23 protein-coding genes are annotated in these 25,989 nt (G+C 32.9%); 16 read left to right on the top strand and 7 right to left on the bottom strand.

Annotated elements, in window-relative coordinates:
* Positions 1-35: 35 nt before the first annotated feature.
* Positions 36-1,367: a signal recognition particle protein gene (gene ffh, locus ACFQ1Q_RS11765; RefSeq protein WP_386131645.1), complete on the bottom strand. Its 1,332-nt coding sequence runs from the start codon at positions 1,365-1,367 to the stop codon at positions 36-38.
* Positions 1,368-1,584: 217 nt separating this feature from the next.
* The gene (locus ACFQ1Q_RS11760) at positions 1,585-4,140 is read right to left on the bottom strand and encodes a hypothetical protein (protein ID WP_386131643.1); all 2,556 of its coding nucleotides are present in this window, start codon (positions 4,138-4,140) and stop codon (positions 1,585-1,587) included.
* A 97-nt stretch (positions 4,141-4,237) separates the two neighbouring features.
* On the opposite strand from ACFQ1Q_RS11760, the gene ACFQ1Q_RS11755 reads away from it, so the two are divergent.
* The 3 genes from ACFQ1Q_RS11755 to ACFQ1Q_RS11745 all read left to right on the top strand — a co-directional run bounded on the left by ACFQ1Q_RS11755 (position 4,238) and on the right by ACFQ1Q_RS11745 (position 8,028).
* Entirely contained in the window at positions 4,238-4,753 is a 516-nt protein-coding gene (locus tag ACFQ1Q_RS11755) for an RNA polymerase sigma factor (RefSeq protein WP_386131640.1), read from the top strand.
* A gap of 97 nt (positions 4,754-4,850) precedes the next feature.
* Positions 4,851-5,738 carry a FecR family protein gene (locus ACFQ1Q_RS11750; protein WP_386131637.1) on the top strand — a complete coding sequence of 296 codons (888 nt, stop codon included), beginning with the start codon at positions 4,851-4,853 and terminating at the stop codon, positions 5,736-5,738.
* Complete coding sequence (locus tag ACFQ1Q_RS11745) at positions 5,713-8,028, top strand: TonB-dependent receptor plug domain-containing protein (RefSeq protein ID WP_386131634.1); 2,316 nt, start codon at positions 5,713-5,715, stop codon at positions 8,026-8,028. Before ACFQ1Q_RS11750 ends, ACFQ1Q_RS11745 begins: the two co-directional genes overlap by 26 nt.
* On the opposite strand, the gene ACFQ1Q_RS11740 is transcribed toward ACFQ1Q_RS11745, so the two are convergent.
* Positions 8,025-8,891 (bottom strand): Brp/Blh family beta-carotene 15,15'-dioxygenase, encoded by an 867-nt coding sequence (locus ACFQ1Q_RS11740; RefSeq protein ID WP_386131631.1) that lies wholly within the window; start codon positions 8,889-8,891, stop codon positions 8,025-8,027. The genes ACFQ1Q_RS11745 and ACFQ1Q_RS11740 overlap by 4 nt on opposite strands.
* Positions 8,892-9,001: 110 nt before the next feature.
* Here ACFQ1Q_RS11740 and ACFQ1Q_RS11735 point away from each other — a divergent pair, with 110 nt between their 5' ends.
* Both ACFQ1Q_RS11735 and ACFQ1Q_RS11730 read left to right on the top strand, forming a co-directional pair.
* On the top strand, positions 9,002-9,742 hold the full coding sequence (locus ACFQ1Q_RS11735; RefSeq protein ID WP_386131628.1) for a bacteriorhodopsin-like: 741 nt from the start codon (positions 9,002-9,004) through the stop codon (positions 9,740-9,742).
* Positions 9,743-9,842: 100 nt separating this feature from the next.
* Complete coding sequence (locus ACFQ1Q_RS11730) at positions 9,843-10,385, top strand: YfiT family bacillithiol transferase (protein WP_386131625.1); 543 nt, start codon at positions 9,843-9,845, stop codon at positions 10,383-10,385.
* Between the two features lie 13 nt (positions 10,386-10,398).
* Here the strand turns inward: ACFQ1Q_RS11730 and argS are convergent, their stop codons facing one another.
* Entirely contained in the window at positions 10,399-12,210 is a 1,812-nt protein-coding gene (argS, locus tag ACFQ1Q_RS11725) for an arginine--tRNA ligase (protein ID WP_386131622.1), read from the bottom strand.
* 426 nt (positions 12,211-12,636) lie between these two features.
* On the opposite strand from argS, the gene ACFQ1Q_RS11720 reads away from it, so the two are divergent.
* Positions 12,637-14,682 (top strand): tetratricopeptide repeat-containing sensor histidine kinase, encoded by a 2,046-nt coding sequence (locus ACFQ1Q_RS11720; protein WP_386131619.1) that lies wholly within the window; start codon positions 12,637-12,639, stop codon positions 14,680-14,682.
* Between the two features lie 23 nt (positions 14,683-14,705).
* Here the strand turns inward: ACFQ1Q_RS11720 and ctlX are convergent, their stop codons facing one another.
* Positions 14,706-15,638, bottom strand: a complete 933-nt coding sequence (ctlX, locus tag ACFQ1Q_RS11715; RefSeq protein ID WP_386131616.1) for a citrulline utilization hydrolase CtlX — start codon at positions 15,636-15,638, stop codon at positions 14,706-14,708.
* Between the two features lie 112 nt (positions 15,639-15,750).
* Between ctlX and ACFQ1Q_RS11710 the strand changes: the two genes are divergently transcribed.
* Entirely contained in the window at positions 15,751-17,487 is a 1,737-nt protein-coding gene (locus ACFQ1Q_RS11710; protein ID WP_386131613.1) for a M14 family metallopeptidase, read from the top strand.
* Between the two features lies 1 nt (position 17,488).
* Here ACFQ1Q_RS11710 and ACFQ1Q_RS11705 read toward each other — a convergent pair whose 3' ends face one another.
* A complete protein-coding gene (locus ACFQ1Q_RS11705) occupies positions 17,489-18,070 on the bottom strand; it encodes an NUDIX hydrolase (protein WP_386131610.1) in 582 nt (193 codons plus the stop codon).
* Between the two features lie 120 nt (positions 18,071-18,190).
* On the opposite strand from ACFQ1Q_RS11705, the gene pyrE reads away from it, so the two are divergent.
* Complete coding sequence (gene pyrE, locus ACFQ1Q_RS11700) at positions 18,191-18,835, top strand: orotate phosphoribosyltransferase (protein ID WP_386131608.1); 645 nt, start codon at positions 18,191-18,193, stop codon at positions 18,833-18,835.
* Positions 18,836-18,859: 24 nt separating this feature from the next.
* Positions 18,860-19,255, top strand: a complete 396-nt coding sequence (locus ACFQ1Q_RS11695) for an SRPBCC family protein (protein ID WP_386131606.1) — start codon at positions 18,860-18,862, stop codon at positions 19,253-19,255.
* Here ACFQ1Q_RS11695 and ACFQ1Q_RS11690 read toward each other — a convergent pair.
* Positions 19,252-19,983, bottom strand: coding sequence for a biotin--[acetyl-CoA-carboxylase] ligase (locus tag ACFQ1Q_RS11690; RefSeq protein WP_386131603.1), 732 nt, complete (start codon positions 19,981-19,983; stop codon positions 19,252-19,254). The genes ACFQ1Q_RS11695 and ACFQ1Q_RS11690 overlap by 4 nt on opposite strands.
* 94 nt (positions 19,984-20,077) lie before the next feature.
* On the opposite strand from ACFQ1Q_RS11690, the gene rsfS reads away from it, so the two are divergent.
* The 7 genes from rsfS to ACFQ1Q_RS11655 all read left to right on the top strand — a co-directional run bounded on the left by rsfS (position 20,078) and on the right by ACFQ1Q_RS11655 (position 25,980).
* The gene (gene rsfS, locus ACFQ1Q_RS11685; RefSeq protein ID WP_386131600.1) at positions 20,078-20,449 is read left to right on the top strand and encodes a ribosome silencing factor; all 372 of its coding nucleotides are present in this window, start codon (positions 20,078-20,080) and stop codon (positions 20,447-20,449) included.
* A gap of 39 nt (positions 20,450-20,488) precedes the next feature.
* Positions 20,489-22,435, top strand: a complete 1,947-nt coding sequence (gene ftsH, locus ACFQ1Q_RS11680; protein ID WP_386131597.1) for an ATP-dependent zinc metalloprotease FtsH — start codon at positions 20,489-20,491, stop codon at positions 22,433-22,435.
* A 106-nt stretch (positions 22,436-22,541) separates the two neighbouring features.
* Positions 22,542-23,150 (top strand): LUD domain-containing protein, encoded by a 609-nt coding sequence (locus ACFQ1Q_RS11675; protein WP_386131594.1) that lies wholly within the window; start codon positions 22,542-22,544, stop codon positions 23,148-23,150.
* Positions 23,151-23,978, top strand: coding sequence for a phosphatidate cytidylyltransferase (locus tag ACFQ1Q_RS11670; RefSeq protein WP_386131591.1), 828 nt, complete (start codon positions 23,151-23,153; stop codon positions 23,976-23,978). It abuts the gene before it with no gap.
* Entirely contained in the window at positions 23,968-24,621 is a 654-nt protein-coding gene (locus ACFQ1Q_RS11665; protein WP_386131588.1) for a phosphatidylserine decarboxylase family protein, read from the top strand. Before ACFQ1Q_RS11670 ends, ACFQ1Q_RS11665 begins: the two co-directional genes overlap by 11 nt.
* The gene (locus ACFQ1Q_RS11660) at positions 24,621-24,887 is read left to right on the top strand and encodes an acyl-CoA-binding protein (RefSeq protein ID WP_386131585.1); all 267 of its coding nucleotides are present in this window, start codon (positions 24,621-24,623) and stop codon (positions 24,885-24,887) included. Before ACFQ1Q_RS11665 ends, ACFQ1Q_RS11660 begins: the two co-directional genes overlap by 1 nt.
* A gap of 19 nt (positions 24,888-24,906) precedes the next feature.
* Positions 24,907-25,980, top strand: a complete 1,074-nt coding sequence (locus tag ACFQ1Q_RS11655; protein ID WP_386131583.1) for an NADH:flavin oxidoreductase — start codon at positions 24,907-24,909, stop codon at positions 25,978-25,980.
* Positions 25,981-25,989: the final 9 nt, after the last annotated feature.

Below are 25,989 nucleotides of genomic sequence, written 5' to 3'. Positions count from 1 at the left end.
TTGTTGTGTTGTTGTTGGTTTTTGTAGGAATTGTATTAACGTGGCATATTTTTCATCATTTGCATCATACGTTTTCCGCCGCCGCCTTGCATCATCTTCATCATTTTACTCATTTGCGTAAATTGCTTTAATAGCTGATTTACTTCTTGTACTGAAGTACCAGAGCCTTTAGCTATTCGTTTTTTACGACTTGCATTCATCAAACTTGGATTAGAGCGCTCATCTGGCGTCATAGAATGTATAATAGCTTCAATACCCTTAAATGCATCGTCATCAATATCTACATCTTTCATCATCTTGCCAGCGCCAGGTATCATGCCAATTAAGTCTTTCATGTTACCCATTTTTTTGATTTGCTGAATCTGCTTTAAGAAATCATCAAACCCAAACTGGTTTTTGGCAATCTTCTTCTGGAGTTTTCGTGCTTCTTGTTCATCGAACTGCTCTTGAGCACGCTCCACAAGAGAAACAACATCTCCCATTCCCAATATTCTGTCTGCCATACGTGATGGATAGAAGACATCAATAGCTTCCATCTTTTCGCCAGTACCAATAAACTTAATTGGTTTGTTAACGACAGATTTAATTGAAATCGCCGCACCACCGCGGGTATCACCATCTAATTTTGTAAGAATTACACCATCAAAATTTAAAACATCATTAAACGCTTTTGCTGTGTTTACAGCATCTTGACCTGTCATAGAATCTACAACAAACAAGGTTTCTTGTGGCTGAATGGCTTTATGAATGTTAGAGATTTCTGTCATCATCGCCTCATCGACAGCCAAACGACCTGCAGTATCGATAATTACCACATTATGTCCGTTAGCTTTTGCGTGTGCAATACCGGCTTGCGAAATCGCTACTGGGTCAGTGTTACCTCTATCACTAAAAACCTCAACACCAATTTGCTCTCCAACTACATGTAATTGGTCTATTGCAGCAGGACGATACACATCACAAGCCACCAATAAAGGTTTTTTTGTTTTTTTATTTTTTAAATAATTAGCAAGTTTACCAGAAAACGTCGTTTTACCAGAACCTTGCAAACCAGACATTAAAATAACGCTTGGTGCGCCGGAAAGATTTAAACCTTCGGCATCGCCACCCATTAATTCTGTAAGCTCATCCTTAACAATTTTAACCATTAATTGTCCAGGCTGAAGCGTAGTTAATACGTTTTGCCCTAAAGCTTTTTCTTTAACAGTATTGGTAAATTGCTTGGCAATTTTAAAGTTAACATCGGCATCTAAAAGCGCACGTCTTACTTCTTTTAAAGTTTCGGCGACATTTACTTCTGTAATACTACCGTGACCTTTTAATACGTGTAACGCTTTATCTAACTTATCACTTAAATTATTGAACATGTTCTTTTTGTATTCAGTTTTGAGTTTATCCCAATAGCTTTTGGGAATAGCCATCAAATTTAATAAGTGGCAAATTTAAGAATTTACGAACGATAATCGAAGGTGTTTCTTCTCCTTTTTTAAACAACTAAAAACAAAAAGAGCCACTTAAAAAGTGACTCTCTTCGAACTAAAACTAAAACTGTAAGCGGTATTTTTCTTTTTCGTTTTAAAAAATCTATTCACAAATTCTATCTAAAGTCATTTGCTCATCGTCTTTATGGAAAATAAGTTGACTAGCTGTACACTCAACAATAGTCCAAACTCCACTTATGGCTTGAATGTTAGCTGCGTTTACGCCATCAAAAGTAACGTCTACATTTCCTGAAGTATTTGTTGAAGTTGACCACGTTGCATTAACGGTTTGGTCATTTTCAGTATTTGTAATAATTAATTCTTGATTGGCATTAAATGTTAATCTGTAAGTTATTAAGTGGTCATCTCCATTAAACTCTGTTACCTTCCATACGCATTCGCTTAATATTCCATCAACGTCTCCTTCGGTACAGTCTGTATTTGTACAGTCTATAATTTTAATAAGCAACTCAAAAACTTGGACTTGCCCTTGAATTTCTACTCTAACATATATAGTTTCAATTAAATTAGTTGAAGTATAATCTTCAGGATTTGAAATTGCGTTTAAGTTTGCCTCCGCGTCGCTTAAAGTGTTGTGATAGCTTACCACATCTGCTGTTGGCGTACAATTATCATATGCAATTGGAAGATTAAAAACTTCGACACCATCATTGTTGTCGTCGCATTGTTCTAAAACCGCATCAAAGCTTTCGAAGCATTGAAAAAGATTACAATCTATTGCATTTAGGAAAACTTCATAAACTTGAAATTCATTATTCAAATCATCAATTCTTAAATATACTGTTCCTGAAACAGATAAGTAATTTGTAGAATTTAGTATTGGCGAATTATTATTTTGGGCATCAGCCTCACTAAAATGAAATGAGTGAGCAAATGACACACCACATGTAATGGTTTCTATAGTTCCTGCATCAAGATTGAAAGATGCTTCGCCAGCATCGTTTGCACATTCTTCTATTTCAAAGGTTATGTTTCCAAAACACTCAAAAGGGCTTGGCTCATTACAATTGTTTACAATTAACTCCACAGGATAAATCATAAATTCTGAAGGGTTATTAAACAAGGCTACTTTTACAAAAACCGTTTGTGGATTAGTAGTGTTTGTATAAGCCGTTGCATTCTGTAACTCATCGGTATTGTTTTCTGCCCCAGAACTTGAAAGATAAAAACCAATTTGAACAGGTACATTTACATTACAATTTGGCACAGCTTCATACATATTAAAAGTGGCAAAACCGTCTGTATCATCATCGCATTTTTCTAAAGTAACACCGTTAGAAGGATAGCATTCAAAAGGGTTTGTATTATCAAAACAATCTTGTTCTAGATGAAGAACTGTACCATCTTTTTCTAATCCGAAAAATCCATCGTGACAATCTGTAACTTCCCAAACTCCTGAAAGTGGTTCGTAATCTCCAGTTAAGTTTAATACTAAAGTTAAACTATTACCTTCTACTCCAATATTCCACTGACCAATAACTACTAAATCGTTGTCTATATTAACTTTAACCGTTCCATCTTCAAAAAAGAGAAATAAATTATTTGTTGTATCTAACAAACTTGTACCTGCAAACCAGTAACACTCTACCAATTCGTTAGATAAATCTTCGGCGTCACAATCGAGGTCACCTTCGCAATGTTTCTCAATAACCATGGTTTGGTTACCTTTGATAAGATATAATTCGTCATCGACACACTCTACCACAAGCCATTCGCCTCCAATATCCTCAAAGTTTGCATTAATGGTAACGATTAAGCCATTATCGGTTTGTGCGATTTCCCAAGTGTAATCATCGGTTAAAACTGTTCCGTCAGTAAATACAATTCCGAATGAAAAGTCATCATTAAACTCAAATTGTAAATCTTCAAATTCAGGAAAACTTGAATACGCTTCAATTTTCCAACGACATTCTTTAAGAGATAATCTTACCTCATCAACATCACAATCGTCTTCATCATCATCGTCACAAGCTTCTGAAGCTGCAACGATGGCATCAGATAATTCAACATTAGAATTGACCTCAAGAGTTTCCCCATTAGCGTACTGAAGCGTTAAAGGAAAATTTAGCGCTACTAAATTAGCATCGTCATCTTCCAAACTATCTAAATACGGATATAATTCGGCGTTAGAATTTATGGTAACAGTGTTTATTATAACAAAGTCAGTATTAAATTCTGAAAATGAAATAGGATAAACAAAATCGATACAATCGATTGAATTTAGCTCAATACAGCTTTCAATAATAGCTTCGAGTTGTGCTTGATTTTCGATAACAGTTTCTGTAAAATCTGCTGAAACTATCGTAATAGGGAATACAAATTCAGGGATTTCGCCTTCAAAACTTTCTAATAGTTCTTCGAGTTCATCTAAACCATCTTCATTCTCTATCGTAATGGTAATGTTTCCGATAGTTACAGTTACTGGTAATTCTACCGAAAAACAACTCGTATTATCGAGCACATCATCATCTGAAGTTGTATTAGCAGAGGTACGTAACATTAGGTTAGACAATGCCGAGTTTGCAGTTATAGTTTCTACAGCATTTGGTAGATTGAGCTGCACAGCTTCGTCCTGACATGAGGCAAAAAAGAGTGAAATTAAAAGGATTAAAATTGAATGTTTAAAGTAGGTTTTCATAATCAATTGGTTTAAGCGATTTATTATAAAACAATCGAAATTGAAAAACTCCTACCTCAAAAAAAATTTTATACATTTAACTCAACCAAATTAACTCATGCCAAAAAACTTAAACGAAAATAGTTGTGCAGAACACGTTTATAGTGCGTTATTTAGAAAGCATTCTAAAAATTTGCACGACTTTTTATATTACAAATTTGGTGATTACCTTAACCCAAAAGATAAGGTACAAGACGCCTTTATAAAATTGTGGGATAATTGTAAAAAAGTACCACCAGAAAAGGCTAAGAGCTTTTTATTTACAACTGCCAACAACTTAATGCTTAACGCAGTTGCACATCAAAAAGTGGTTTTAAAACATCAAAAACTACCACAAAAATTAAGTACAAACGAATCTCCTGAATTTGTACTTGAAGAGAAACAATACAACCAAAAATTACAAAATGCTTTAAACAAGCTTACCGAAGCGCAGCGTGTTGCTTTTTTAATGAATCGGGCTGAAGGTAAACGCTTTAAGGAAATTGCAGCGCTACTAGATATATCTACTAAAGCTGTGGAAAAACGTATCTACGGTGCGTTAAAAAAATTAAGAGAAGAAATTGAAGAAATTTAGTAATCGTAAGAAAGCAAAGGATTGAAGTAGAAAATTGAAATTTTTGAAATGGTAGGAAAAAAACCAACTAAACTGTTATATAAGTAATAATACAACAATGGAAAGAGAAGAACTCATAAAAAAATGGCTAGACCATAATCTTAATACCGAAGAGCAAAACGCTTTTGAGGCTTTAGAGGATTATGAAGTTTTGACTAAACTTTCCAGAGCCACAGAAGGTTATAAAGCTCCATCATACAACTCTGAAGAAGAATTTATTGAATTAAAAACCAAACTTAAAACACAGAAAAAATCATCTGTCCTAAAACCATTGCTTAGAATTGCAGCTGTATTACTTATTGGATTTAGCGTGTTTTATTTTACATCAAATCAAGAAACCGAATTCTCTACGAAAATTGCCCAAACCGAAATTATTACATTACCAGATGAATCTAATGTTGTTTTAAATGCTGCTTCGAGTTTAAGTTTTAACAAAAAAACTTGGGAAGACGAGCGAGAGGTTTCGCTTTATGGAGAAGCTTATTTTAAGGTTTCCAAAGGTTCTAAATTTGAAGTTGTTACCTCAGCAGGTAAAGTTGCAGTTTTGGGTACAGAATTTAACGTAAAACAAAGAGAAAACTATTTTGAAGTAACTTGCTTTGAAGGCTTGGTTGCCGTTACGCACAAAACAAAAACTTTAAAATTAAAACCTGGCGAACGATTTGTTTTTTCGGACACCAACACAAATCTCGAAAAGGAATTACTAACAAAACCAAGTTGGCTAGACGAAGAAAGTAGTTTTAACAGCACGAAATTAAAATATGTATTAGCTGAACTAAAACGTCAGTACAAGATTAAAATCGACAGTAAAGCTATTGATACCAATCAAAATTTCACAGGAAGTTTTACTCACAAAAACCTTGATTTGGCTTTAAAATCAATAACCTTACCTTTAGGTATCAGTTACACTAAACGTAACAATGTTATTGTTTTTAAAGGTGAATAGCTTCAAAAGAAACATACTATATTTTATCGTAGGATTTTCTATGTGTTGCTTTTCGCAATCTAATAAAGCTAAAATACCATTAAAAACCATCTTAAAATCTGTTGAAGAAACTTTTAATGTTAGGATATCTTTTGCTGATGAAACAATAGAAACTATTAGCATTTTACCTCCAAATCAAAATTTTACATTACAGCAAACTTTAGATGATATCAGCAAAAAAACAGGCCTAATATTTAATGTTCTCAACGAACGGTTTATTGCTTTAGAAAAACCAAAAACCAATGACTTGTCTAATGTTAAACTGCAGCGTCTTGATGAAGTTTTTGTCCAAAATTATTTAACCAAAGGAATTTCAAAATCTATTGACGGTACTATTGAAATTTCGCCTCAAAAATTTGGAATTTTACCTGGTTTGAGCGAACCCGATATTTTACAAACCATCCAAACGCTACCAGGAATTACAAGTGTTGACGAACGCATTTCTAATATTAATATTCGTGGTGGTACAAATGACCAAAATTTAATTCTTTATGAAGGAATTAGAATGTACCAAACTGGTCATTTTTTTGGACTTATATCTGCATTTAATCCATATTTAACTCAAAATGTAAATGTCTCTTTAAATGGTACACGTACTAAATATGGTTCTGGCGTTTCAAGCTTAATTAGTATTAATAACGATGACAATATTACCGAAAAAACAAAATCCGGAGCTGGTTTTAATCTGTTAAGTGTAGATGGTTATTCCTCATTTAAACTATCAGACAAAATGGGCTTACAGGTGTCTGCACGTCGTTCATATACAGACGCGCTTTTAACGCCAACTTACGATAATTATTTAGAACGAATTTTTAATAATTCGCAACTTTCAAATAACAATTCACCACAACAGCAACTACAACAAAATGAAAGCTTTTTCTTTTACGATGCAAGCTTAAAATTTTTGTATGATATTGATAAAAAATCAAAATTACGCGTAAATGCAATTACCATTTTTAATCAATTAGATTACAGTGCAAATGATGATTTTAACCAAGGTACTACAAGTAATTTAAGTCAAAAAAGCTACGCCGCTAATGTAACTTATGACCGAAGAATAAACAAAAGCACAGAATTTAACACACAAATTTATTTTTCGAATTATCAGTTATTTGGTAGCAATGTCATTAATCAATCCAATCAAAGCTTAACACAAGAAAATGTAGTTAATGATTTTGGTCTGAGGGCAAATTTTCTTAAATCTGTTGATAACCATTTAAGCATAAATTATGGTTATCAGTTTAACGACATTAGCGTATCTGATTTAGAAGATGTAAGTAATCCTAATTTTAGAAGATTTGAGCGAAATGTTTTATCAACCCATGGCGTTTACGGTGAAGCTGAATTTACTTCTGTTTCAAAAAACACTTATGGTCGCGTAGGATTAAGAGGAAATTATATTGGCAAATTAGATGCATTACTTTTTGAGCCTCGCTTTAGTTTTTCTCAGAAATTTTTATCCTACTTTAAGTTTGAAATTTTAGGTGAGATCAAAAGCCAAAGTATTACTCAGTTTATAGATTTACAACAAGATTTTTTTGGTATAGAAAAGCGTCGCTGGCAGTTATCAAATGGTAATGATGTTCCAATTTTAAAAAGTAACCAATTTTCCGTGGGCATCAACTATAAAAACAATGGCTTACTGGTTAGTGCTGAGGCTTATACTAAAAAGGTATCAGGTATTAGTGCAGAATCGCAAGGGTTTCAAAATCAATTTCAGTTTGTAAACGCTGATGGCGATTATGCCATTAAAGGCATAGACTTTTTATTCAACAAACAATTTAAAAATTTTAGCACGTGGTTTAGTTATTCATTTAGTAAAAACAACTATCGGTTTCAAAGTTTAAATAACAATGAAGAATTTCCAAATAATATAGACATTCAACATGTTATTAATATTTCATCGGCTTATGTTTTAGATAATTTAAAAATTTCAGCGGGTTTAAATTGGCATTCTGGAAGACCTTTTACTGAGCCTTCTGAAAATCAATTTAATTCGGGCACCATACTTTATAAATCACCAAACGATGAACGTATAGAGGATTATATGCGCTTAGATATTTCGGCAAATTATAATTTTGAAGTGGCTAAAAACGTCAATGGAGAAGTTGGTTTTTCTATTTTAAATGTATTTGATGAAGACAACACCATAAATAGATTTTTTACCAGAAATGGAACCGAACCGATTGTGCAAAATAATGAATCAGCCTTAGGTTTTAACCCAAATTTTAGTTTTAGATTAAAATTTTAATGTTTAAAAATTTTTGTCATAACAAAAATATGAGGAAAAGTAATAGCAGCTAAAAAAGAAAAAAAGACACCATAAAATAAATCTTGCTCTTTCACTAAAAATAGTAATAGGATAAAAAGACCAACAACAGACACAAACCAATAAATGAATGATGATTTTAAATAGTTTAAAATCGTCGTTTTATTTACTTCTTTTGACAGATATGAGATTTGGTGAATTACTGATGGTAACGAATGCCATATAACAAAATAAATGGCGAAAGCCCATAACAATGATGCTGTTTTAAATACAATAAAAAATACAACTAAATAGAAAAGTTCTCTAATTGGACTTTTAAACTTTTTATAGTTGAAACCAAACAGCAGCATAAACAATCCCAAACTAGCAAAAAAAGAAATTTTAAGAATAAGTTTCGTTATATATATTTCGGTTATTTGATGAATAATTTCAATACTTTCAACAGCATTAGTATAGAGTAGCAAAAATACTATAGTACAACCATAACTAGTAAAAAGCAGTGTTTTTATAATTTTAGATTTTATAGGTAAATCATGAAAATGTTGCTCTCCAAAATGATACCCGCTAACTAAAACAAATAACATTAATGTCACAGCTGGCACAAAGAAAAAAAGCAAAATTCCTAATAGAACTATGGATACATATATTGTAAGTGTCCTATAAAAACTAAGCTTCTTATTTTTTAAAACAGTTCTAATTATTTTAATGTCATTTGAACCGTGCAGAAGTCCTACAGTTAGAATAAAAAAACAAGCCAAGTAACTTTCAGCTACTGTATTTAAAAATACGGCTAACCAAAGGCTAAGAAATGTAATTACAATATTAAAATTTTGAATATTTTTCAAAATAACACGTCAAATTTAAATTTTGTTTAAAATATTATGTTAAATGTTAAACATTTTATGTTTATCATTTTGTAAATTTACTTAAACAAAATAACTAATCTATAATTATTATGAACAATTTACTCTTTATGCTGGGCGATTTAAAACAAATTGCCACCGATGATTACGTTGGGTTTACATTCTTTGTAGGATGTATGGCGATGATGGCGGCTTCGGCCTTTTTCTTTTTATCAATGGGAAGTTTTGATAAAAAATGGCGAACTTCAATCCTAGTATCTGGTCTCATTACTTTTATTGCAGCAGTGCATTACTGGTATATGAGAGATTATTGGGCTGCTTTTGAAGAATCCCCTACATTTTTTAGATATGTAGATTGGGTTCTCACAGTACCGCTTATGTGTGTTGAATTTTATTTAATCTTAAAAGTAGCTGGAGCTAAGAAGTCTTTAATGTGGCGACTTATCTTTTTATCAGTTGTGATGTTAGTCACTGGATATTTTGGAGAAGCTGTAGATAGAGATAACGCTCAAATTTGGGGCTTAATATCTGGTTTAGCTTATTTCGTAATTGTCTATGATATTTGGTTAGGGCAGGCAAAAAAATTAGCTGTACAAGCAGGTGGAGCAGTTTTAAAAGCACACAAAACATTATGCTGGTTTGTTCTTGTTGGTTGGGCAATTTATCCATTAGGATATATGGCTGGAACTCCAGGTTGGTATGACGGTTTAAATGGCGCTTTCAACATGGATGTAATATACAATATCGGAGATGCTGTAAACAAAATAGGTTTTGGATTGGTGATTTACGGATTAGCAGTAGCTGCTTCTCCTGCAAAACCAACTGATTCTTAATTAGATTTTATTAGTTAAAAATCGATAAGAGACTATCATCACAGGTAGTCTCTTATTTTTTTGATTAGATTTATTAAAATATTCTTCAATTATAATCTTAATGACAGCATCACAACTTAAAGCGTTGAAATATCCAATAGGAACCTTTTCTGCTCCAAAAACAATTTCAAAATCTAATTTAAAAAATTGGATTTCAGATATTGAAGCTTTTCCAAAATCAATTGAAGACATTACAAAAAACCTCAACGAAGTTGAGCTAAATTATAATTACAGACCTGAAGGTTGGACGATAAAACAAGTTGTACATCATTGTGCTGATAGCCATATTAATAGCATTGTAAGATTTAAATTAGCACTTACAGAAGATACGCCAACTATCCGTCCATATTTTGAAGACCGTTGGGCAACTTTAGTTGACTATGAAGATGATATCAATTCAGCAATTCAAATACTTAAAGGTGTGCATCACAAACTTGATACTTTACTTCGTAATTTTACTGAAGACGATTTAAAACGAACGTTTATTCACCCAGAACATGGACAAAGTTTTACTTTGGCCGAAACCATAGGAACCTATGCATGGCATAGCAACCATCATTTGGCCCACATTAAGCAAGCATTAAAATACAAAGGGCAGTTTTAAACTACTTTTAAACCTACATACGTTCTGGGACATCAATACCTAAAACGTTAAATGCATTTTTTATAGTTTCACCAACTTTTTTAGACAAAGCAACTCTAAATGATTTTTCGGTTTCAGAATCTGCCCCTAATATGGATACATTTTGGTAAAATGAATTAAAATCTTTTACCAACTCGTATGTGTAATTAGCCACTAAAGCCGGACTATGTTGTGCTGCAGAATTTTGCACAATAAAAGGAAACTGCTCTAATTGTTTCAAAAGTTGTTTTTCTTTTTCGTGGAGAGACATGTCGACTGAATTTAATGAAACTTGATAATTTGTGTTTGCTTTTCTTAAAATCGACTGAATTCTTGCATACGTATATTGAATAAATGGCCCTGTGTTGCCTTGAAAATCTATAGATTCTTTCGGATCAAAAAGTATGCGTTTTTTTGGGTCAACTTTTAAGATGTAATATTTAAGCGCTCCTAAACCAATAATTTTGTACAGTGATTTTTTCTCGTCTTCAGAATACCCTTCAAGCTTACCAAGTTCATTTGAAATTTCCTCGGCAGTATCTGCCATTTCTTTTATTAAATCATCGGCATCAACAACGGTACCTTCTCTACTCTTCATTTTTCCGCTAGGTAAATCTACCATACCGTAACTTAAATGAAAGAGGTTTTTTGCCCATTCAAAACCTAACTTTTTCAAGATTAAAAACAGCACTTGAAAGTGATAATCTTGCTCATTACCAACAGTATAAACCATACCACCAACATCTGGATAATCTTTAATTCGCTGAATGGCAGTACCAATGTCTTGTGTCATATAAACCGCAGTGCCATCGCTACGAAGAACTATCTTTTCGTCAAGTCCATCGTCAGTTAAATCACACCAAACTGAACCATCTTCTTTCTTAAAAAAAACGCCAGTTTTTAGACCTTCGGTAATAAATTCTTTGCCTAATAAATATGTATCGCTTTCGTAATAATATTTATCAAAATCTACACCTATATTTTTGTAAGTCGCTTCAAAACCATCATAAACCCAACCGTTCATCTTTTTCCAAAGTGAAACAACGGCTTCATCGCCAGCTTCCCATTTACGAAGCATTTCTTGAGCTTCAAGAAGGATTGGGGCATTCTTTTTGGCATCCTCTTCAGATTGACCTTGAACTTTTAAATCTTCAATTTCAGACTTATAAGCTTTATCAAACTCCACATAATACTTTCCAACTAACTTATCGCCTTTTTTTAAGTCTTCGTTAAAAGTCGTTTTTGGTGTTTCTTTTAGCCCATCACTACCGTTTGGAGCAAAACGTGTCCACGCTAACATACTTTTACAAATATGAATACCACGGTCATTAATAATCTGAGTTTTATATACTTTTTTACCTGAAGCCTTTAAGATTTCTGAAACACTATAACCTAGCAAAACGTTACGAATGTGACCTAGATGCAAAGGTTTGTTAGTGTTTGGCGAAGAATACTCTACCATAATGGCTTTATCTTCTATTTTATCTGAGAAACCATAGGTATTTTTATCTAAAATTGAGTTGAAAAAATTGAGATAATATGTGTCGCTGATTTCAACATTTAAAAACCCTTTAACCACATTAAAACCAGAAACTAAATCTACATTATCAACCAAATATTTACCAATCTGCTCTCCAATAACAGCAGGATTACCTTTTACAACGCGTAACATTGGAAAAACCACAACCGTAATATCGCCAGCAAATTCTTTCCGAGTTGCTTGAAATTCTACAGTTTCTAAATCTGCTGAAAAAAGTTTTTTTACAGCTAGTTTAACGTTTTGCTCTAAGATATCCTGAAGATTCATAATTAGTTTTTTTGTCTATTTAACCACCGGCAAAGATAGGCCTTTTATTATTTTATTAACTTTAAAAAAGGTATATATGATTACTTTTATAAAATGACAGTATATTTGAATTAACAGAATAACAAATTAAACTTAATTACTGATAATCAGATTATTATGTAAAAATGCATTTCATCGATAAAAGTGTATTTCTGCCGAAAATTTTACCGTTAATCGAAATAATAAAAATTAATAAAAAACGAAACGTCACTTCGTCTGATTTTTTGGTTTTAAATCCCAAAAATTAGCGAGTTAAATAGTATTTGGTGATTTTTGAGTAAGCTATTATAAATCTTAAGTTGTAATTAACTAAAGAAAACTCTTTCCAATCCCTCTCAGAAAGTTGGCCAAAAAAATTATAAATCTGTGCGTTATAGTCACTGCTTTATGAAGCAACTTTTTATTTATGCCATCTGCCTGTCAGCTATTTTTAGCTTTGCCCAAAATGCAAAGATAGATAGCCTTACCGTGCGTTTAGCATATCAAAATCAGGACTCGACAAAAGTTGAGACATCGTTGCTGCTCATAAATGAGCTTTACAAGCTACAAGATTATAATAAAGCGACATTGTTTATTGCACAGACTTCAGAGTTGTCAAAGTCTTTGAATTACACCAAAGGCCTGGCCGAAACCTCTTATATACAAGCCTTAATTTATGACGCTCAAAATCAACAAAATAAAGCTGTAAGCAATTTTGAATTAGCTCGAGATTATTTCTACAACTCAAAAGACACACTTGGTTTAGCCAAAGTAAATAATAGCCTTGGCGTCATAGAAATTGAACGAGGTAATTATACAAAAGGTCTTCAAAACTCTTTATCTGCAATTTCAATTTTTGAAGAAAAAGACCTTAAAGAAGAACTTAGCAAAGCTTACAATAGTTTAGCAAAAGCTTATTTTAATACAAACAAATTAGAAGAAGCTTTGCTTTATAATAAAAAAGCACTTAGCGTTAGAGAAGAGCTAGATGATATGAAAGGGATGAAAAACACCCTAAAAAATCTAGGTCAACTTTATGCAATCAAAAAAGATTATCGCCTATCCATAGATAGTTATGAGCGTATGCTTAAACTTCTTGATAAGGAAGAAGATAAAAATTTACGAGGCGAAATTATGACTAGCCTTGGTAAATCTTACTTAGCGATTGACCAATTAGACAAAGCATCCGACTATTTAAGAGAAGGATTAGATTATAGCAAAGCCAATAATGACGAATCTGGAATTTTAAAATCTCTGAACGCATACGCCGACTTAAACACGAGAAACAGGCGATTAAAACTTGCAGAAAACCAACTTTACCAAGCTAACGAGCTAGCTCGAAAACTAAAAAATGATGAGGAGCTTCTTTATAATTTAAAACTCAACAGAGATTTAGACGAAAAACGAAACTTTTTTGAAGATGCCTACAATTGGCAAAAGCAATATTTTGCGCTTAAGGAAAAGTTAGACCAGCAAAAACTTGCTGAAAAGGCAATACCTACTCGCGAGATTACAGAGCCAAAAACCATTGAAACTCCATTAATATCTCCAGAACAAAAAGTTAATAAAGACACTTTAATTGATACTGAACCGCAACAGTCAAAAAAGAATACCTTACTTATTTATAGTTTAATTGCAGCACTTGTTTTTGCAATTGCTTTATTAATTTTTAGTTATCTAAAAGGGTCAAAAGACAGCAAAGAAAAAAAGCAGTTTGAAAAGAAAAACAAAAAATTGGCTGCTAAAAACATGCAACTTGAAGAAGTCAACCAAGTAAAAGACAAACTTTTTTCTATTGTATCTCACGATTTAAAAGATTCAATTTCCTCAATCAAAGCATTCTTAGATTTACTTAAAGATGGCGGAATCAGCAAAGAAGAATTTAACGATTTAATACCAGAATTAAGCGAGAATGCTAATAATGCATCATCATTATTGTTCAACTTACTAAACTGGTCTAAGTCGCAAATGCAAAATTTACAACCAAAACCTGAGTTGTTCAATATACAAGAAGTGTTTCAAATTAAAATTTCCTTGATTGAGAAAAAAGTAAATGACAAAGGCATAATTTTAATTGATGAATCTCGAAGAGAATTTGTATTTGCCGACCGAAGCATGCTCGAAATTGTGATTCAAAATTTAATTACAAACGCTGTAAAATTTACTGGTAAAGGCGACGTCATTACTGTTTCTAATCAGGATTACAACGGAAAAGTTTTAATTTGTGTAGAAGATACAGGAATAGGAATCTCTGAAGAAAATCAGAAAAAACTTTTTAATGCTAAAAAGAATTTTACAACTATCGGTACAGAAAATGAAAAAGGCACCGGTCTTGGTCTCACCATCTGTAAAGATTTAGTGGAGTTAAATAATGGTAGAATTTGGGTAGAAAGTACACCAAATATTGGCAGTAAGTTCTTTATTGAGTTGCCCAAAGCTGCGCTACAAGAATAAATAGTAAGTAGCAATATGCTAAATTAATTTTTAGGCAAAAACACCTCAGCCATCATACAACGTGCACTTCCGCCACCACAAGTTTCAATAGTTTCAAGAGAACTTGATAAAATTGGGCAATGTTTCTCAATAGCTGCAATTTGTTGTGGATTTAAACTTTTGTGAGCAGCTTCACTCATAACTAAATACAGTTGATTGTCTTTACCTCGTAACTGCAACATATTCCCAGCAAATTGATGCATCTGAGCTTCTGTAATTGAAATGATTTCCTTTCCATCTTGCTTCAAACTTTTTACAACTTGCTTTCGCTCCTTTTTATCGTCAATTGTGTCCAAACAAATAACAGCAAAATTCTCTGCCAAACACATCATAACATTGGTATGATAAATTGGTAAACGCTCACCATCAACTGTTTGGTTTGCCGTGAAAATTACTGGCGTATATTCAAAATCCTCACAAAATTCTATAAATAAGTCTTCATCGGCTCTTGGTGATAGTGCGCAATAGGCTTTGTCATTTACACGGTCTAAAAGTAAACTTCCAGTACCCTCTAAAAATATACCTTCGTCTTCTGCGGAAGTGTAATCAAAGATGTTTTCAATTTTAAACCCTTCCTTTTCAAGGCGAATAAAAACCTCATCGCGTCTTTCTTTTCTTCGGTTTTCGGCAAACATCGGATAGATTGCAACATTTCCATTACTGTGAAAGCTTACCCAATTGTTAGGAAAAACAGAATCTGGTGTATCCATTAATTCGTCATCATTTTCAACGATTACAGTAATACCAACAGCACGAAGTTTTTCAACAAAAGCATCAAATTCTTGTTGTGCTTTTTTATTTATTTCAACATTTTTTAAATCTAAATCTTCTTGAAAAAAATTATTGACGGCAGTTTGTTCATTCATCCTAAAATTAACAGGGCGAATCATTAATATGGTATCTGTAGTTTGTTGCATAACTTTATTTGAAATGAGACGTAAAATTAGTGATTTTTAAAGTCTGAAAAATGAGTATGAAAAAGTTTTTCTTCTTGAAAATGCTTAAGTTTGAAAATCAACAAAATTCGTTATGAAAAAACTCGTACTTCTATTTTTAATCATTGTGTCTTGCAACAAAAATTCTGAAACTGTAGACTTTGATTTCACAACTCAATTCGAAAAAAGCAATGGATTAGAAACCGCTACATATCAACAAACTATCGATTATTATACTGCACTTGCAGACAAATACAAACAGATTAAAATCGAAGCCATTGGCGAAACAGATGCAGGAGAACCATTGCATATTGTAACACTTAGCCCAAAAGGAAACGATTTTGATTTTGCAGTATTAAGAAGAGACAACCGAATCTTAATGATTAACAACGGTATTCATCCAGGAGAATCAGATGGTATTGACGCCACAATGATGCTTTACAGAGACATTGCTAGTGGTAAAGTTGAAGCGCCAAAAAACACTGTTCTCGTTACCATACCTATCTATAATGTTGGCGGAAGTTTAAACCGAAATTCTGGTACGCGAACTAACCAAAATGGCCCAAAGGCATATGGTTTTAGAGGAAATGCTCGTAATTATGACCTTAACAGAGACTTTATAAAAACAGATACCAAAAATGCTAAAACCTTTTCTGAAATTTATCATCTCGTTAAACCAGATGTCTTTATTGACAATCATGTAAGTAATGGTGCGGATTACCAATATACACTAACACATTTGTTTACACAGCACAACAAACTAGGTGGTGTTTTGGGCAATTATTTACATACCGAAATGATGCCGCAATTAGAGCAAAAACTAGAAGCTAAACAATGGGACATAACTCCATATGTCAACGTTTTTAACAGCACACCAGAAAACGGTTTTTCACAATTTAAAGATTCGCCTCGTTATTCTACAGGCTATACAACATTGTTTAACACATTAGGCATGATGGTAGAAACACACATGCTTAAACCTTACAAACAACGTGTTGAAGGTACTTATGAATTAATGAAAAGTATGATTGAAATTACCGAAGAACAGGGTGAAAAAATTTCGGAATTAAGACAAAAACAACAAAAAACATGGTCTTCAGGAAAAATCTATCCACTTGAATGGAAAATAGATACTACAAAATTTTCGACATTAAGCTTTAAAGGTTTTAAAGGCAATAGAATTGAAAGTGCATTAACAGGAGGAAAACGCTTAAAATATGATGCAACAAAACCATTTACAAAACAAGTAAAATATCAGAACTACTTTACTCCTGTAACGCAAGTTACAATACCTTCAGCATATATCATTCCGCAGGGTATGTATCATGTTATTGAGCGATTAAAACTAAATAATATTGAATTAACCAAACTTAAAAATGACACTATTATTAAAGTTGAAGCCTACATAATAAAAGATTTCAAAACGCGGCAATCGCCATATGAAGGTCATTATTTGCATTACAATACTTCAGCAGAAACAAAGTTAAGTGATGTGAGTTTTAGAGCTGGTGACTATTTTGTAAACACCAGTCAAGATGGAATTAGATATTTGCTTGAAACCTTAGAACCAACGGCGCCAGATTCATTTTTTAATTGGAACTTCTTCGATACCATTTTACAGCAAAAAGAAGGATTTTCTCCTTACGTTTGGGAAGACAAAGCACAACTCATGCTTAAAGCTAATCCAAGATTGCAAGTCAAATTTAATATGAAAAAAAGTCTAGAACCAGACTTTGCAAATAATTGGTATGCCCAATTAGATTGGCTACACAAACAATCTGATAATTATGAGAAAGCACACATGCAGTATCCTATTTACAGATTAAAATAATTTAGATTAGTAATTTGATGTTTGCGTAGCTATTTTCAAGCGCTTTTTGGGTTTTCTTTTTTCCTTTCCATTTTACTTTGGTAATACCTTCTTTTTTCTGAGGTTTTAATTTGCCTTTAGATTCGGTATGCATTTCAAACCAATAGGTGATTTTTATTTTATATCTGCCATTTCGCTTAAATATGTGATACGTTGTTGGTAATGGTTCGCCAAGCTTAAGCCCTTTAACTTTGGTTTCTTCTTCAACTTCTCTTATAGCCGTTTCTTCAATAGTCTCGCCTTTTTCAGTTTTTCCCTTTGGTAAATCCCATTTTCCGTTGCGGTAGATAAATAAAATTTTTCCTTTTTTATTGAATACTTTTCCGCCACCAGCAACTACGTTCGGTAACTTTTTCAGAAATTTTTTAAGGAGTTTTTCTTCATTTTTATCAACAAGATAAACAGCTTTAACGTCTGTTCTATTGAGCATGCGTATAACTTTAGGCAAGTTTACCGACTTTAATAAATACACCTTAAAATCTTTTTCTTTATCTACTTTAGTTGTAAGATAGATGGGCTTGTCTCCAACAAATATGGTATGCATTAATAAGATGAAATTTTATATTAGCTTTTGTAAATGTATACTTTTTTTATAATACTTAACTCTGATTAAAATATTTTGAAATTAAAAACTAGTCATCTTAATTTTCGTTAATTTTACCGCATGATTTTTAATAAAGACATCGCCAAGCAAACGGCAGAAGTTTTACTTCAAATTAATGCCATTAAACTACAACCAAACAATCCATTTACTTGGGCTAGCGGTTGGAAATCGCCAATTTACTGCGACAACAGAATTGTGCTATCATATCCACACATTAGAAATTATGTTAGAGAAACTTTAGCAAGACAAATTGAAGACAAATACGGAAAAATAGACGTCATTGCTGGTGTAGCTACTGGTGCCATTGGTGTTGGAGCTCTTGTTGCAGACTATCTAAATTTACCATTTGTTTACGTAAGACCCGAAGCTAAAAAACACGGTCGCCAAAACCAAGTCGAAGGTTATATAGAAAAAGGACAAAATGTTGTTGTTGTAGAAGATTTAATAAGCACAGGAAAAAGTAGCCTTAATGCCGTTAAGGCTTTAGAAGCGGCCGGAGTCAATGTAAAAGGAATGGTTGCTATATTCTCTTATGGATTTGATGTGGCAAAACAAAATTTTAAAGATGCTAACGTAGAATTACACACATTAGGTAATTACGAAAATTTATTAGAACAAGCCTTAGATACCAAATACATTACTCAAAAAGAACAAGAAATTTTAGCAAATTGGAATGCAAATCCTAGCGAATGGAACGCTATTTGATTATCCGAGACTAAATAAAAAACTATGAAATTAGAATCACCAAAAGTAACTATAGATAAATCTGCAGAAAAAACCTTTGAGTTTTTATCAGAAGTAAAGAATTTTGAAAAACTAATGCCCGAAAACATTAGTAAATTTGAAGTTTTAGACTCTGACAAATTTTTATTTGCCTTAAAAGGAATGCCCGAAATTGTATTGAAGAAAAAGGAGGAAATTCCACATTCAAAAATTGTTTTAGGTGCTGCTGGCGGCAAATTAGATTTTTCTTTATCTGCCGATATTACAGAAATAGAAGACAATCAAAGCGAAGTAAAACTTAATTTTGAGGGCGAATTTAATGCCATGATGGCAATGATGATAAAAGGTCCTATTAATAAATTTTTAGAAACTTTAGCTAAAAATATGCCAGAGGCAGTTTAGTACAATAACTGTATTTCTTTAAGATCAAATTCTTTAACGATATCATCTTCAAGAAGTAAAACTAATTTACCATCATCTGTTATACCTTTGATAAAACCAGAAAATATCTGTTCTGTCGAAGATTTAAAAGTTGACGGTTTTTTTATGCGAAATAACAAAGCTTCGTAATCTTGCTTCAGTTTTGTAAAATTTGGCTCATTTACTTTTTTTAAATAATACTCAATGTGTTTTAAAATAGTATGTAACACTTCGTCTTTATTATAAACAACACCAGTGATAAGCTGCATCGAAGAAGCATTAGGTAAATCGTTAAAAAATTTCTGGTTTACGTTAAGCCCAACGCCAATAACCGAACCATATAACTTATTATTTTTAATAACGTTTTCTATAAGTATACCAGCAATTTTTTTATTTTCTGACAAAATGTCGTTAGGCCATTTAATTTTAATTTTTGGTATTTGTAATTCTAGTAATGCTTTAGAAATCGCTAAAGCTACTGCTATACTTATATAAAACTGGTCTTTTATTTCTAAGTTAGAAACCTCTTTAAATACACTAAACGTAAGGTTTTTAGATGCTTCGGCTTGCCAAGATGTTCCCATTTGCCCACGACCCTGTTTTTGTTCGTCTGCTACAACAACGGTAAAATCTTTTTGTGTTTGCTTAAGGCTCAAAGACTTTAAATAAGCATTAGTAGAGTCGATGGCATTAAGTTTGATTATATACATTAAATCAATGGTATTATTTTATAGATTTCTTATGAGTATTTGGCTTAGCAAGAACTAAAAAAGTAATAACTTTGTATAAATTTAAAACATTTTAATGACAGAAAGAAATAGCAATGCTGATGAACTTATTACAACGATAATAAGCGCTATCGAGGACGTTAAAGGAAAAGAGATTACACTTTTAGATTTAAGAGAAATAGAAAATACCGTTTGCGATTATTTTATAGTATGCGAAGGCACATCTAACACACAAGTTAACGCCATCGTAAATTCCATACAAAAACAAGTTAGCAAATCCATTAAAGATAAACCTTGGCATGTAGAAGGTACAGATAATGCCGAGTGGGTTTTAATGGACTATGTTAACGTAGTTGTGCATGTGTTTCAAAAGCATATCAGAGAATATTATGATATTGAAGGTTTATGGGGCGATGCAAAAACAACTCAAATAGAAACAAGTTTATAAAGAATAACCAATAAAGATTTCCGCAACTGCGGCAGTAATATGGCAAAAGAAAATAAAAATAATTTACCAAATAAAAAACCAAAAGTTAGCCCTTATTGGATATACGGAATCATAATTGCCGTTTTCCTAGGGCTTCAAATATTTGGTGGCAGTGCTTTTGAAAATTCCAGAGAGATAAAAACTTCAGAATTTATTACTTATCTAGAACAGGGTGATGTAAAGGAAGTTGTTATTGTTAGTAATACAAAAACAGCACGTGTTTATCTAACAAAGGAAGCTTTACAAAAAGAAGTACACAAAGACGTTGCGAATAAAAAAGGATTTTTACCTACTGGAAATGTTCCTAATTACACCTTAAAATTTGGTGACCTAGGTAATTTTGAAGATAGAATTGATGAAATCATAACTGAAAATAATCTATCAACATCTAGAAATGCTGATATAGAAAGTAGCGGTTTTAGCGACTTCTTATTGTCTTTATTACCATTTGTTTTAATTATTGGTGTTTGGATATACATTATGCGACGCATGTCTTCTGGCGGTGGTGGCGGAGCTGGTGGGCAAATTTTCAATATTGGAAAATCTAAAGCCAAGCTTTTTGATGAAAAAACAGATACTAAAACTTCTTTTAAAGATGTTGCAGGTTTAGAAGGTGCTAAAGAAGAAGTACAAGAAATTGTAGATTTCTTAAAATTTCCAGAAAAATATACCTCACTTGGTGGAAAAATACCAAAAGGCGCTTTACTTGTTGGACCTCCAGGAACAGGAAAAACCCTATTAGCAAAAGCCGTTGCTGGTGAAGCTAAGGTGCCATTTTTCTCTTTATCTGGCTCTGACTTTGTAGAAATGTTTGTAGGTGTCGGTGCGTCTCGAGTTAGAGATTTATTTAAACAAGCCAAAGAGAAATCTCCTGCAATCATATTTATTGATGAAATTGATGCTATCGGTCGCGCAAGAGGAAAAAATAATTTTTCAGGCTCTAATGATGAGCGTGAAAACACACTAAACCAACTTCTTACAGAAATGGACGGTTTTGGTACAAATACTAACGTTATTGTTTTAGCAGCTACAAACCGTGCTGATGTTTTAGATAGTGCTTTAATGCGTGCTGGACGATTTGATAGACAAATTTACGTTGATTTGCCTGACGTTCGTGAGCGTAAGGAAATCTTTGAAGTACATTTACGTCCGCTGAAAAAAGAAGAAACATTAGATGTTGACTTTTTAGCTAAGCAAACACCTGGATTTTCAGGCGCTGATATTGCAAATGTTTGTAACGAATCTGCTTTAATTGCAGCTCGTAAAGGTAAAAAAGCTGTAAACAAACAAGATTTTTTAGATGCTGTTGACCGTATTGTTGGCGGACTAGAAAAGAAAAATAAAATTATTACACCAGACGAAAAGAAAGCCATCGCTTATCACGAAGCTGGTCATGCCACTGTGAGTTGGATGCTTGAGCATGCTGCACCACTGGTAAAAGTAACTATTGTACCAAGAGGCCAATCCTTAGGTGCAGCATGGTACCTACCAGAAGAACGCTTAATAGTTAGACCTGAGCAAATGCTTGACGAAATGTGTGCCACGATGGGTGGACGTGCGGCAGAAAAGGTGATTTTTAATAAAATATCAACAGGAGCATTAAGTGATTTAGAAAAAGTAACAAAGCAAGCTAGAGCTATGGTAACTGTTTATGGTTTAAGCGATAAAGTTGGTAACGTTACTTACTACGATTCTTCAGGACAACAAACTGGGTTTACAAAGCCTTATAGTGAATTAACTGCAGAATTAATTGATAAAGAAATTTCTGATATAATAGAAACTCAATACCAACGAGCTATTAAATTGTTAGAAGACAACAAAGACAAGCTCACACAACTTGCAGATGTTTTATTAGAAAAAGAAGTGATTTTTAAAGATAATCTTGAAAAAATATTTGGAAAGCGTCCTTTTGAAAAGAATGTTTTAGCTACAGAAGAAGAAGAATAAACACTATATCTTTTCTATGAAAAAACTTAAATTAACCTAGAGTTAGTTTAAGTTTTTTTATATTTGACTAAATCGTCTTAACGATAGATATCAATAGTATTTGTAAATGAGTTTATTCAGAAAACTTTTTGGAGGAAAAACCCCTGATTCCGAAGAAAAAGCTCCCAATGAAGGACGTAGCAAATATATGCCCGAAATTAAACTTCCTGTTGATGAGCGCTTCACAATAAACTTTAAAGCTAACGGAGGAAAATTTCTATACTGTGAAAATATCGAAGAAGTTTACAACAGTTTTGAAAACATACTTGAAGAAAATGATTGGGTAGATAAAAAAGTATTTCTTTTAGACAATCGACTCAAGGATTTATTTAAAGGCTTTGATTTAACACCAACGAAGAAAACTTCTGAAAGCACCTATTTTTTTACAACCTGTGAACATCTAATTTCAGATGATGGTTCTTTATTAATTTCCTCAAAACAGATTGCTGAAAAAAAACTAAAAGAATTACCTGCTAATTTTGTGGTGTATGCCACCACTAGTCAATTGGTAGAAAATATTGGCGAAGGTCTTAAGGGTATTAAAAACAATAATAAGTCTAAAATTCCTACAAATATTACAACAATAAAACACTTTAAAACTACTGGAGATAAAGACTTTTTAACTTATGGAAGCAGTTCCAAAAACTTGTACCTCCTGCTTTTAGAAGATTTATAGATGAAAGAACTTCTAACCCGCGGTATTTCTGGGCTACTATATGTTGCCCTGCTTATTTTAGCCATGTATTGGGAAAATGCGCTAATCGTTGTTCTTTATATTTTCGGTTTTGTAAGTTTAGCGGAGTTTAGAAAGCTTATAAAGCTTAATTCAATACTAATACCAGCTATAATATTTACACTTCTTTATTTTGGTTTCTGGTATTGGTGTATGGTACATAGCTCTAATACAGGTACCAGTGAGGCTATTCAAATATTATTAGTCATTACTATTTTTGTAAATCTCTTTTTAATTAAAGATTTATTTACATTTAATAAAATTCCACTGTTTGAATCTAAAAGATATATTGCAACGACTTTTTATTTATCTAGCGGATTTGTATTTATGTTGCTAATTGCTAACTATCAATCTTTATTTTCGCCAATATTACTTTTGGGGAGTTTTATTTTAGTTTGGGTTAACGATAGTTTTGCATTTATAGTTGGAAAGAATTTTGGAAAGCAGAAGCTTTTTCCAAGCATTTCTCCTAAGAAAACTGTCGAAGGTTTTTTAGGAGGTTTATTTTTTGCATGTGTTGCAAGTTATTTTATTGCCATGTTTACAGACACGTCTTTAAGTTTTACCAGTTGGCTCATTTTATCAATCATTATAAGTGTTTTTGGCACTTTAGGTGATTTAATTGAATCAAAATTTAAGCGTCAGGCCCAAGTTAAAGATAGTGGTGTTATAATGCCGGGTCATGGCGGATTGTTAGACCGATTAGATAGTATTATCTTTGCAGCACCTTTTATTTATTTATTCTTAAGAATTTTAACCTATGTTTCATAAAGAAGGACATAAAATTATACTCATTACACTAGTTGTTGTAGTGCTTGCCATATTTGCAATAGATTATTTTATCGTTAATATAGAGTGGCTTCGTAAAACTCTAATGCTAGTTGTTGTTGTTTTCTTTTTACTTATTCTTCAATTTTTTAGAAACCCTAAGCGTTTTACAAATCTAAATGAAACCCAAGCTGTTTCTCCTGTTGATGGTAAAGTAGTTGTTATAGAAGAAGTTTTTGAGAAAGAAGTATTTAATGAAAAACGAATACAAGTTTCTGTATTTATGTCGCCTTTAAACGTTCATGTTACTCGATATCCTATTTCTGGAAAAGTAACGTATAGCAAATATCATCCAGGAAAATATCTAGTTGCTTGGCATCCTAAAGCTAGTGAAGAGAATGAACGTACCACGGTTGTTGTAGAAAACAGCAATTTCGGAAAAGTACTCTATAGACAAATAGCTGGTGCCTTAGCAAAACGTATTGTTAATTATGCAAAAATTCAAGATGATGCTATACAAGGTGCAGACTCTGGATTTATAAAATTTGGCTCAAGAGTTGATTTATTTTTACCTTTAGATGCAGATATAAAAGTTAGCCTAAATCAAAAAGTTAAAGGAGGCGAGTCTGTGATTGCGGAAATGTAATGAGCCAAAGCGAATTAGACATAGAATTTGAAGCTGCAGTTAAAAGGGTTAATGACCACCAGCATCCTTTTCCTGCTGATTTTTTATTACGCCTCTACGCCTACTACAAAAAAGCCACAAACGACTACGGCAGACCAAGCAGTAAAAAGCAAATAATTAATGCTTTTAAAACTAATGCACTATTTCAGGTAAAAGATATCACCGAAGACGAAGCTAAACGCCAATATATAGATTTGGTAAATCGTTACTTTTTATACGGTAAATAACCCTTAATTTTTACTTACTATGGCATTACCAGATGCACCACTGCGCTTTAAAAATGGAGCGCAAATGAAAAACCGTTTCATGCTTGCACCAATGACCAATACTCAAAGTCATGAAGATGGTAAACTTTCTGATGACGAATACAATTGGTTAACCATGCGCGCCAAAGGTGGTTTTGGTCTAACTATGACCTGTGCATCACATGTGCAATTTATAGGTAAAGGTTTCCCTGGACAACTAGGGATTTATGATGACGCTCAGATTGAAGGTCACCAACGTTTAGCAACAGGCATTAAAGCACACGATAGTTTGGCAGTCGTACAACTACACCATGCAGGTATGCGAACGCCCGAAGAATTAATTAGACAGCAACCCGTTTGCCCATCGCCTATCGAAAAACACAATGCAAGAGGCTTATCTCTAGAAGAAGTCTACCAATTACGAGATGACTTTATTTCAGCAGCTGTGCGTGCACAAAAGAGCGGTTATGATGGTGCAGAAGTTCACGGTGCACATGGTTATATATTAACCCAATTTTTGAGTGCTGAGATTAATAAACGAAACGACCAGTATGGTGGTAGTCTAGAGAATCGTGCACGTTTACTATTTGAAATTGTTAATGGAATCAGAACCGCTTGTGGCAAAGACTTTTTGTTAGGCGTACGTTTGTCGCCTGAGCGTTTTGGTATGCAACTAAGTGAAGTAAAAATCGTTTGTGAGCAATTGATAAACGAGCATGATATTGACTTTTTGGACATCTCACTTTGGGATGTATTTAAACAACCCGAAGAAGCGCAACACCAAAATAAAAGCCTACTTCAACATTTTGTTGATTTGGACTATAAAGATGTAAAATGGACGGTTGCAGGAAAAATTAATACGGGCAAGGACGTATTTGACGTCTTAAATGCTGGTGTAGATTTTGTCTCTATAGGTCGTTCTGCCATTTTACACCATAACTTTCCTAAAAAAGTAATGGCTGACTCAAACTTTAAACCCACCGAAACTCCTGTAAATAAGGACTATTTATACAACGAAGGACTAAGCGACAAATTTGTGACTTACATGAAACATTGGCCAGATTTTGTCAAATAGTTAATTAAA

Source organism: Winogradskyella litorisediminis, assembly GCF_042675765.1.
GTDB classification, from domain to species: Bacteria; Bacteroidota; Bacteroidia; order Flavobacteriales; family Flavobacteriaceae; genus Winogradskyella; species Winogradskyella litorisediminis.
Note: the sequence above shows the minus strand (reverse complement) of the source record. Positions and strands in the feature narration are given on the sequence as shown.

Coding starts and splice junctions, on each gene's coding strand:
- ffh (WP_386131645.1), bottom strand. CDS start 1,367: ATGTTCAATAATTTAAGTGATAAGTTAGATAAAGCGTTACACGTATTA.
- ACFQ1Q_RS11760 (WP_386131643.1), bottom strand. CDS start 4,140: ATGAAAACCTACTTTAAACATTCAATTTTAATCCTTTTAATTTCACTC.
- ACFQ1Q_RS11755 (WP_386131640.1), top strand. CDS start 4,238: ATGCCAAAAAACTTAAACGAAAATAGTTGTGCAGAACACGTTTATAGT.
- ACFQ1Q_RS11750 (WP_386131637.1), top strand. CDS start 4,851: ATGGAAAGAGAAGAACTCATAAAAAAATGGCTAGACCATAATCTTAAT.
- ACFQ1Q_RS11745 (WP_386131634.1), top strand. CDS start 5,713: ATGTTATTGTTTTTAAAGGTGAATAGCTTCAAAAGAAACATACTATAT.
- ACFQ1Q_RS11735 (WP_386131628.1), top strand. CDS start 9,002: ATGAACAATTTACTCTTTATGCTGGGCGATTTAAAACAAATTGCCACC.
- ACFQ1Q_RS11730 (WP_386131625.1), top strand. CDS start 9,843: ATGACAGCATCACAACTTAAAGCGTTGAAATATCCAATAGGAACCTTT.
- argS (WP_386131622.1), bottom strand. CDS start 12,210: ATGAATCTTCAGGATATCTTAGAGCAAAACGTTAAACTAGCTGTAAAA.
- ACFQ1Q_RS11720 (WP_386131619.1), top strand. CDS start 12,637: ATGAAGCAACTTTTTATTTATGCCATCTGCCTGTCAGCTATTTTTAGC.
- ctlX (WP_386131616.1), bottom strand. CDS start 15,638: ATGCAACAAACTACAGATACCATATTAATGATTCGCCCTGTTAATTTT.
- ACFQ1Q_RS11710 (WP_386131613.1), top strand. CDS start 15,751: ATGAAAAAACTCGTACTTCTATTTTTAATCATTGTGTCTTGCAACAAA.
- ACFQ1Q_RS11705 (WP_386131610.1), bottom strand. CDS start 18,070: ATGCATACCATATTTGTTGGAGACAAGCCCATCTATCTTACAACTAAA.
- pyrE (WP_386131608.1), top strand. CDS start 18,191: ATGATTTTTAATAAAGACATCGCCAAGCAAACGGCAGAAGTTTTACTT.
- ACFQ1Q_RS11695 (WP_386131606.1), top strand. CDS start 18,860: ATGAAATTAGAATCACCAAAAGTAACTATAGATAAATCTGCAGAAAAA.
- ACFQ1Q_RS11690 (WP_386131603.1), bottom strand. CDS start 19,983: ATGTATATAATCAAACTTAATGCCATCGACTCTACTAATGCTTATTTA.
- rsfS (WP_386131600.1), top strand. CDS start 20,078: ATGACAGAAAGAAATAGCAATGCTGATGAACTTATTACAACGATAATA.
- ftsH (WP_386131597.1), top strand. CDS start 20,489: ATGGCAAAAGAAAATAAAAATAATTTACCAAATAAAAAACCAAAAGTT.
- ACFQ1Q_RS11675 (WP_386131594.1), top strand. CDS start 22,542: ATGAGTTTATTCAGAAAACTTTTTGGAGGAAAAACCCCTGATTCCGAA.
- ACFQ1Q_RS11670 (WP_386131591.1), top strand. CDS start 23,151: ATGAAAGAACTTCTAACCCGCGGTATTTCTGGGCTACTATATGTTGCC.
- ACFQ1Q_RS11665 (WP_386131588.1), top strand. CDS start 23,968: ATGTTTCATAAAGAAGGACATAAAATTATACTCATTACACTAGTTGTT.
- ACFQ1Q_RS11660 (WP_386131585.1), top strand. CDS start 24,621: ATGAGCCAAAGCGAATTAGACATAGAATTTGAAGCTGCAGTTAAAAGG.
- ACFQ1Q_RS11655 (WP_386131583.1), top strand. CDS start 24,907: ATGGCATTACCAGATGCACCACTGCGCTTTAAAAATGGAGCGCAAATG.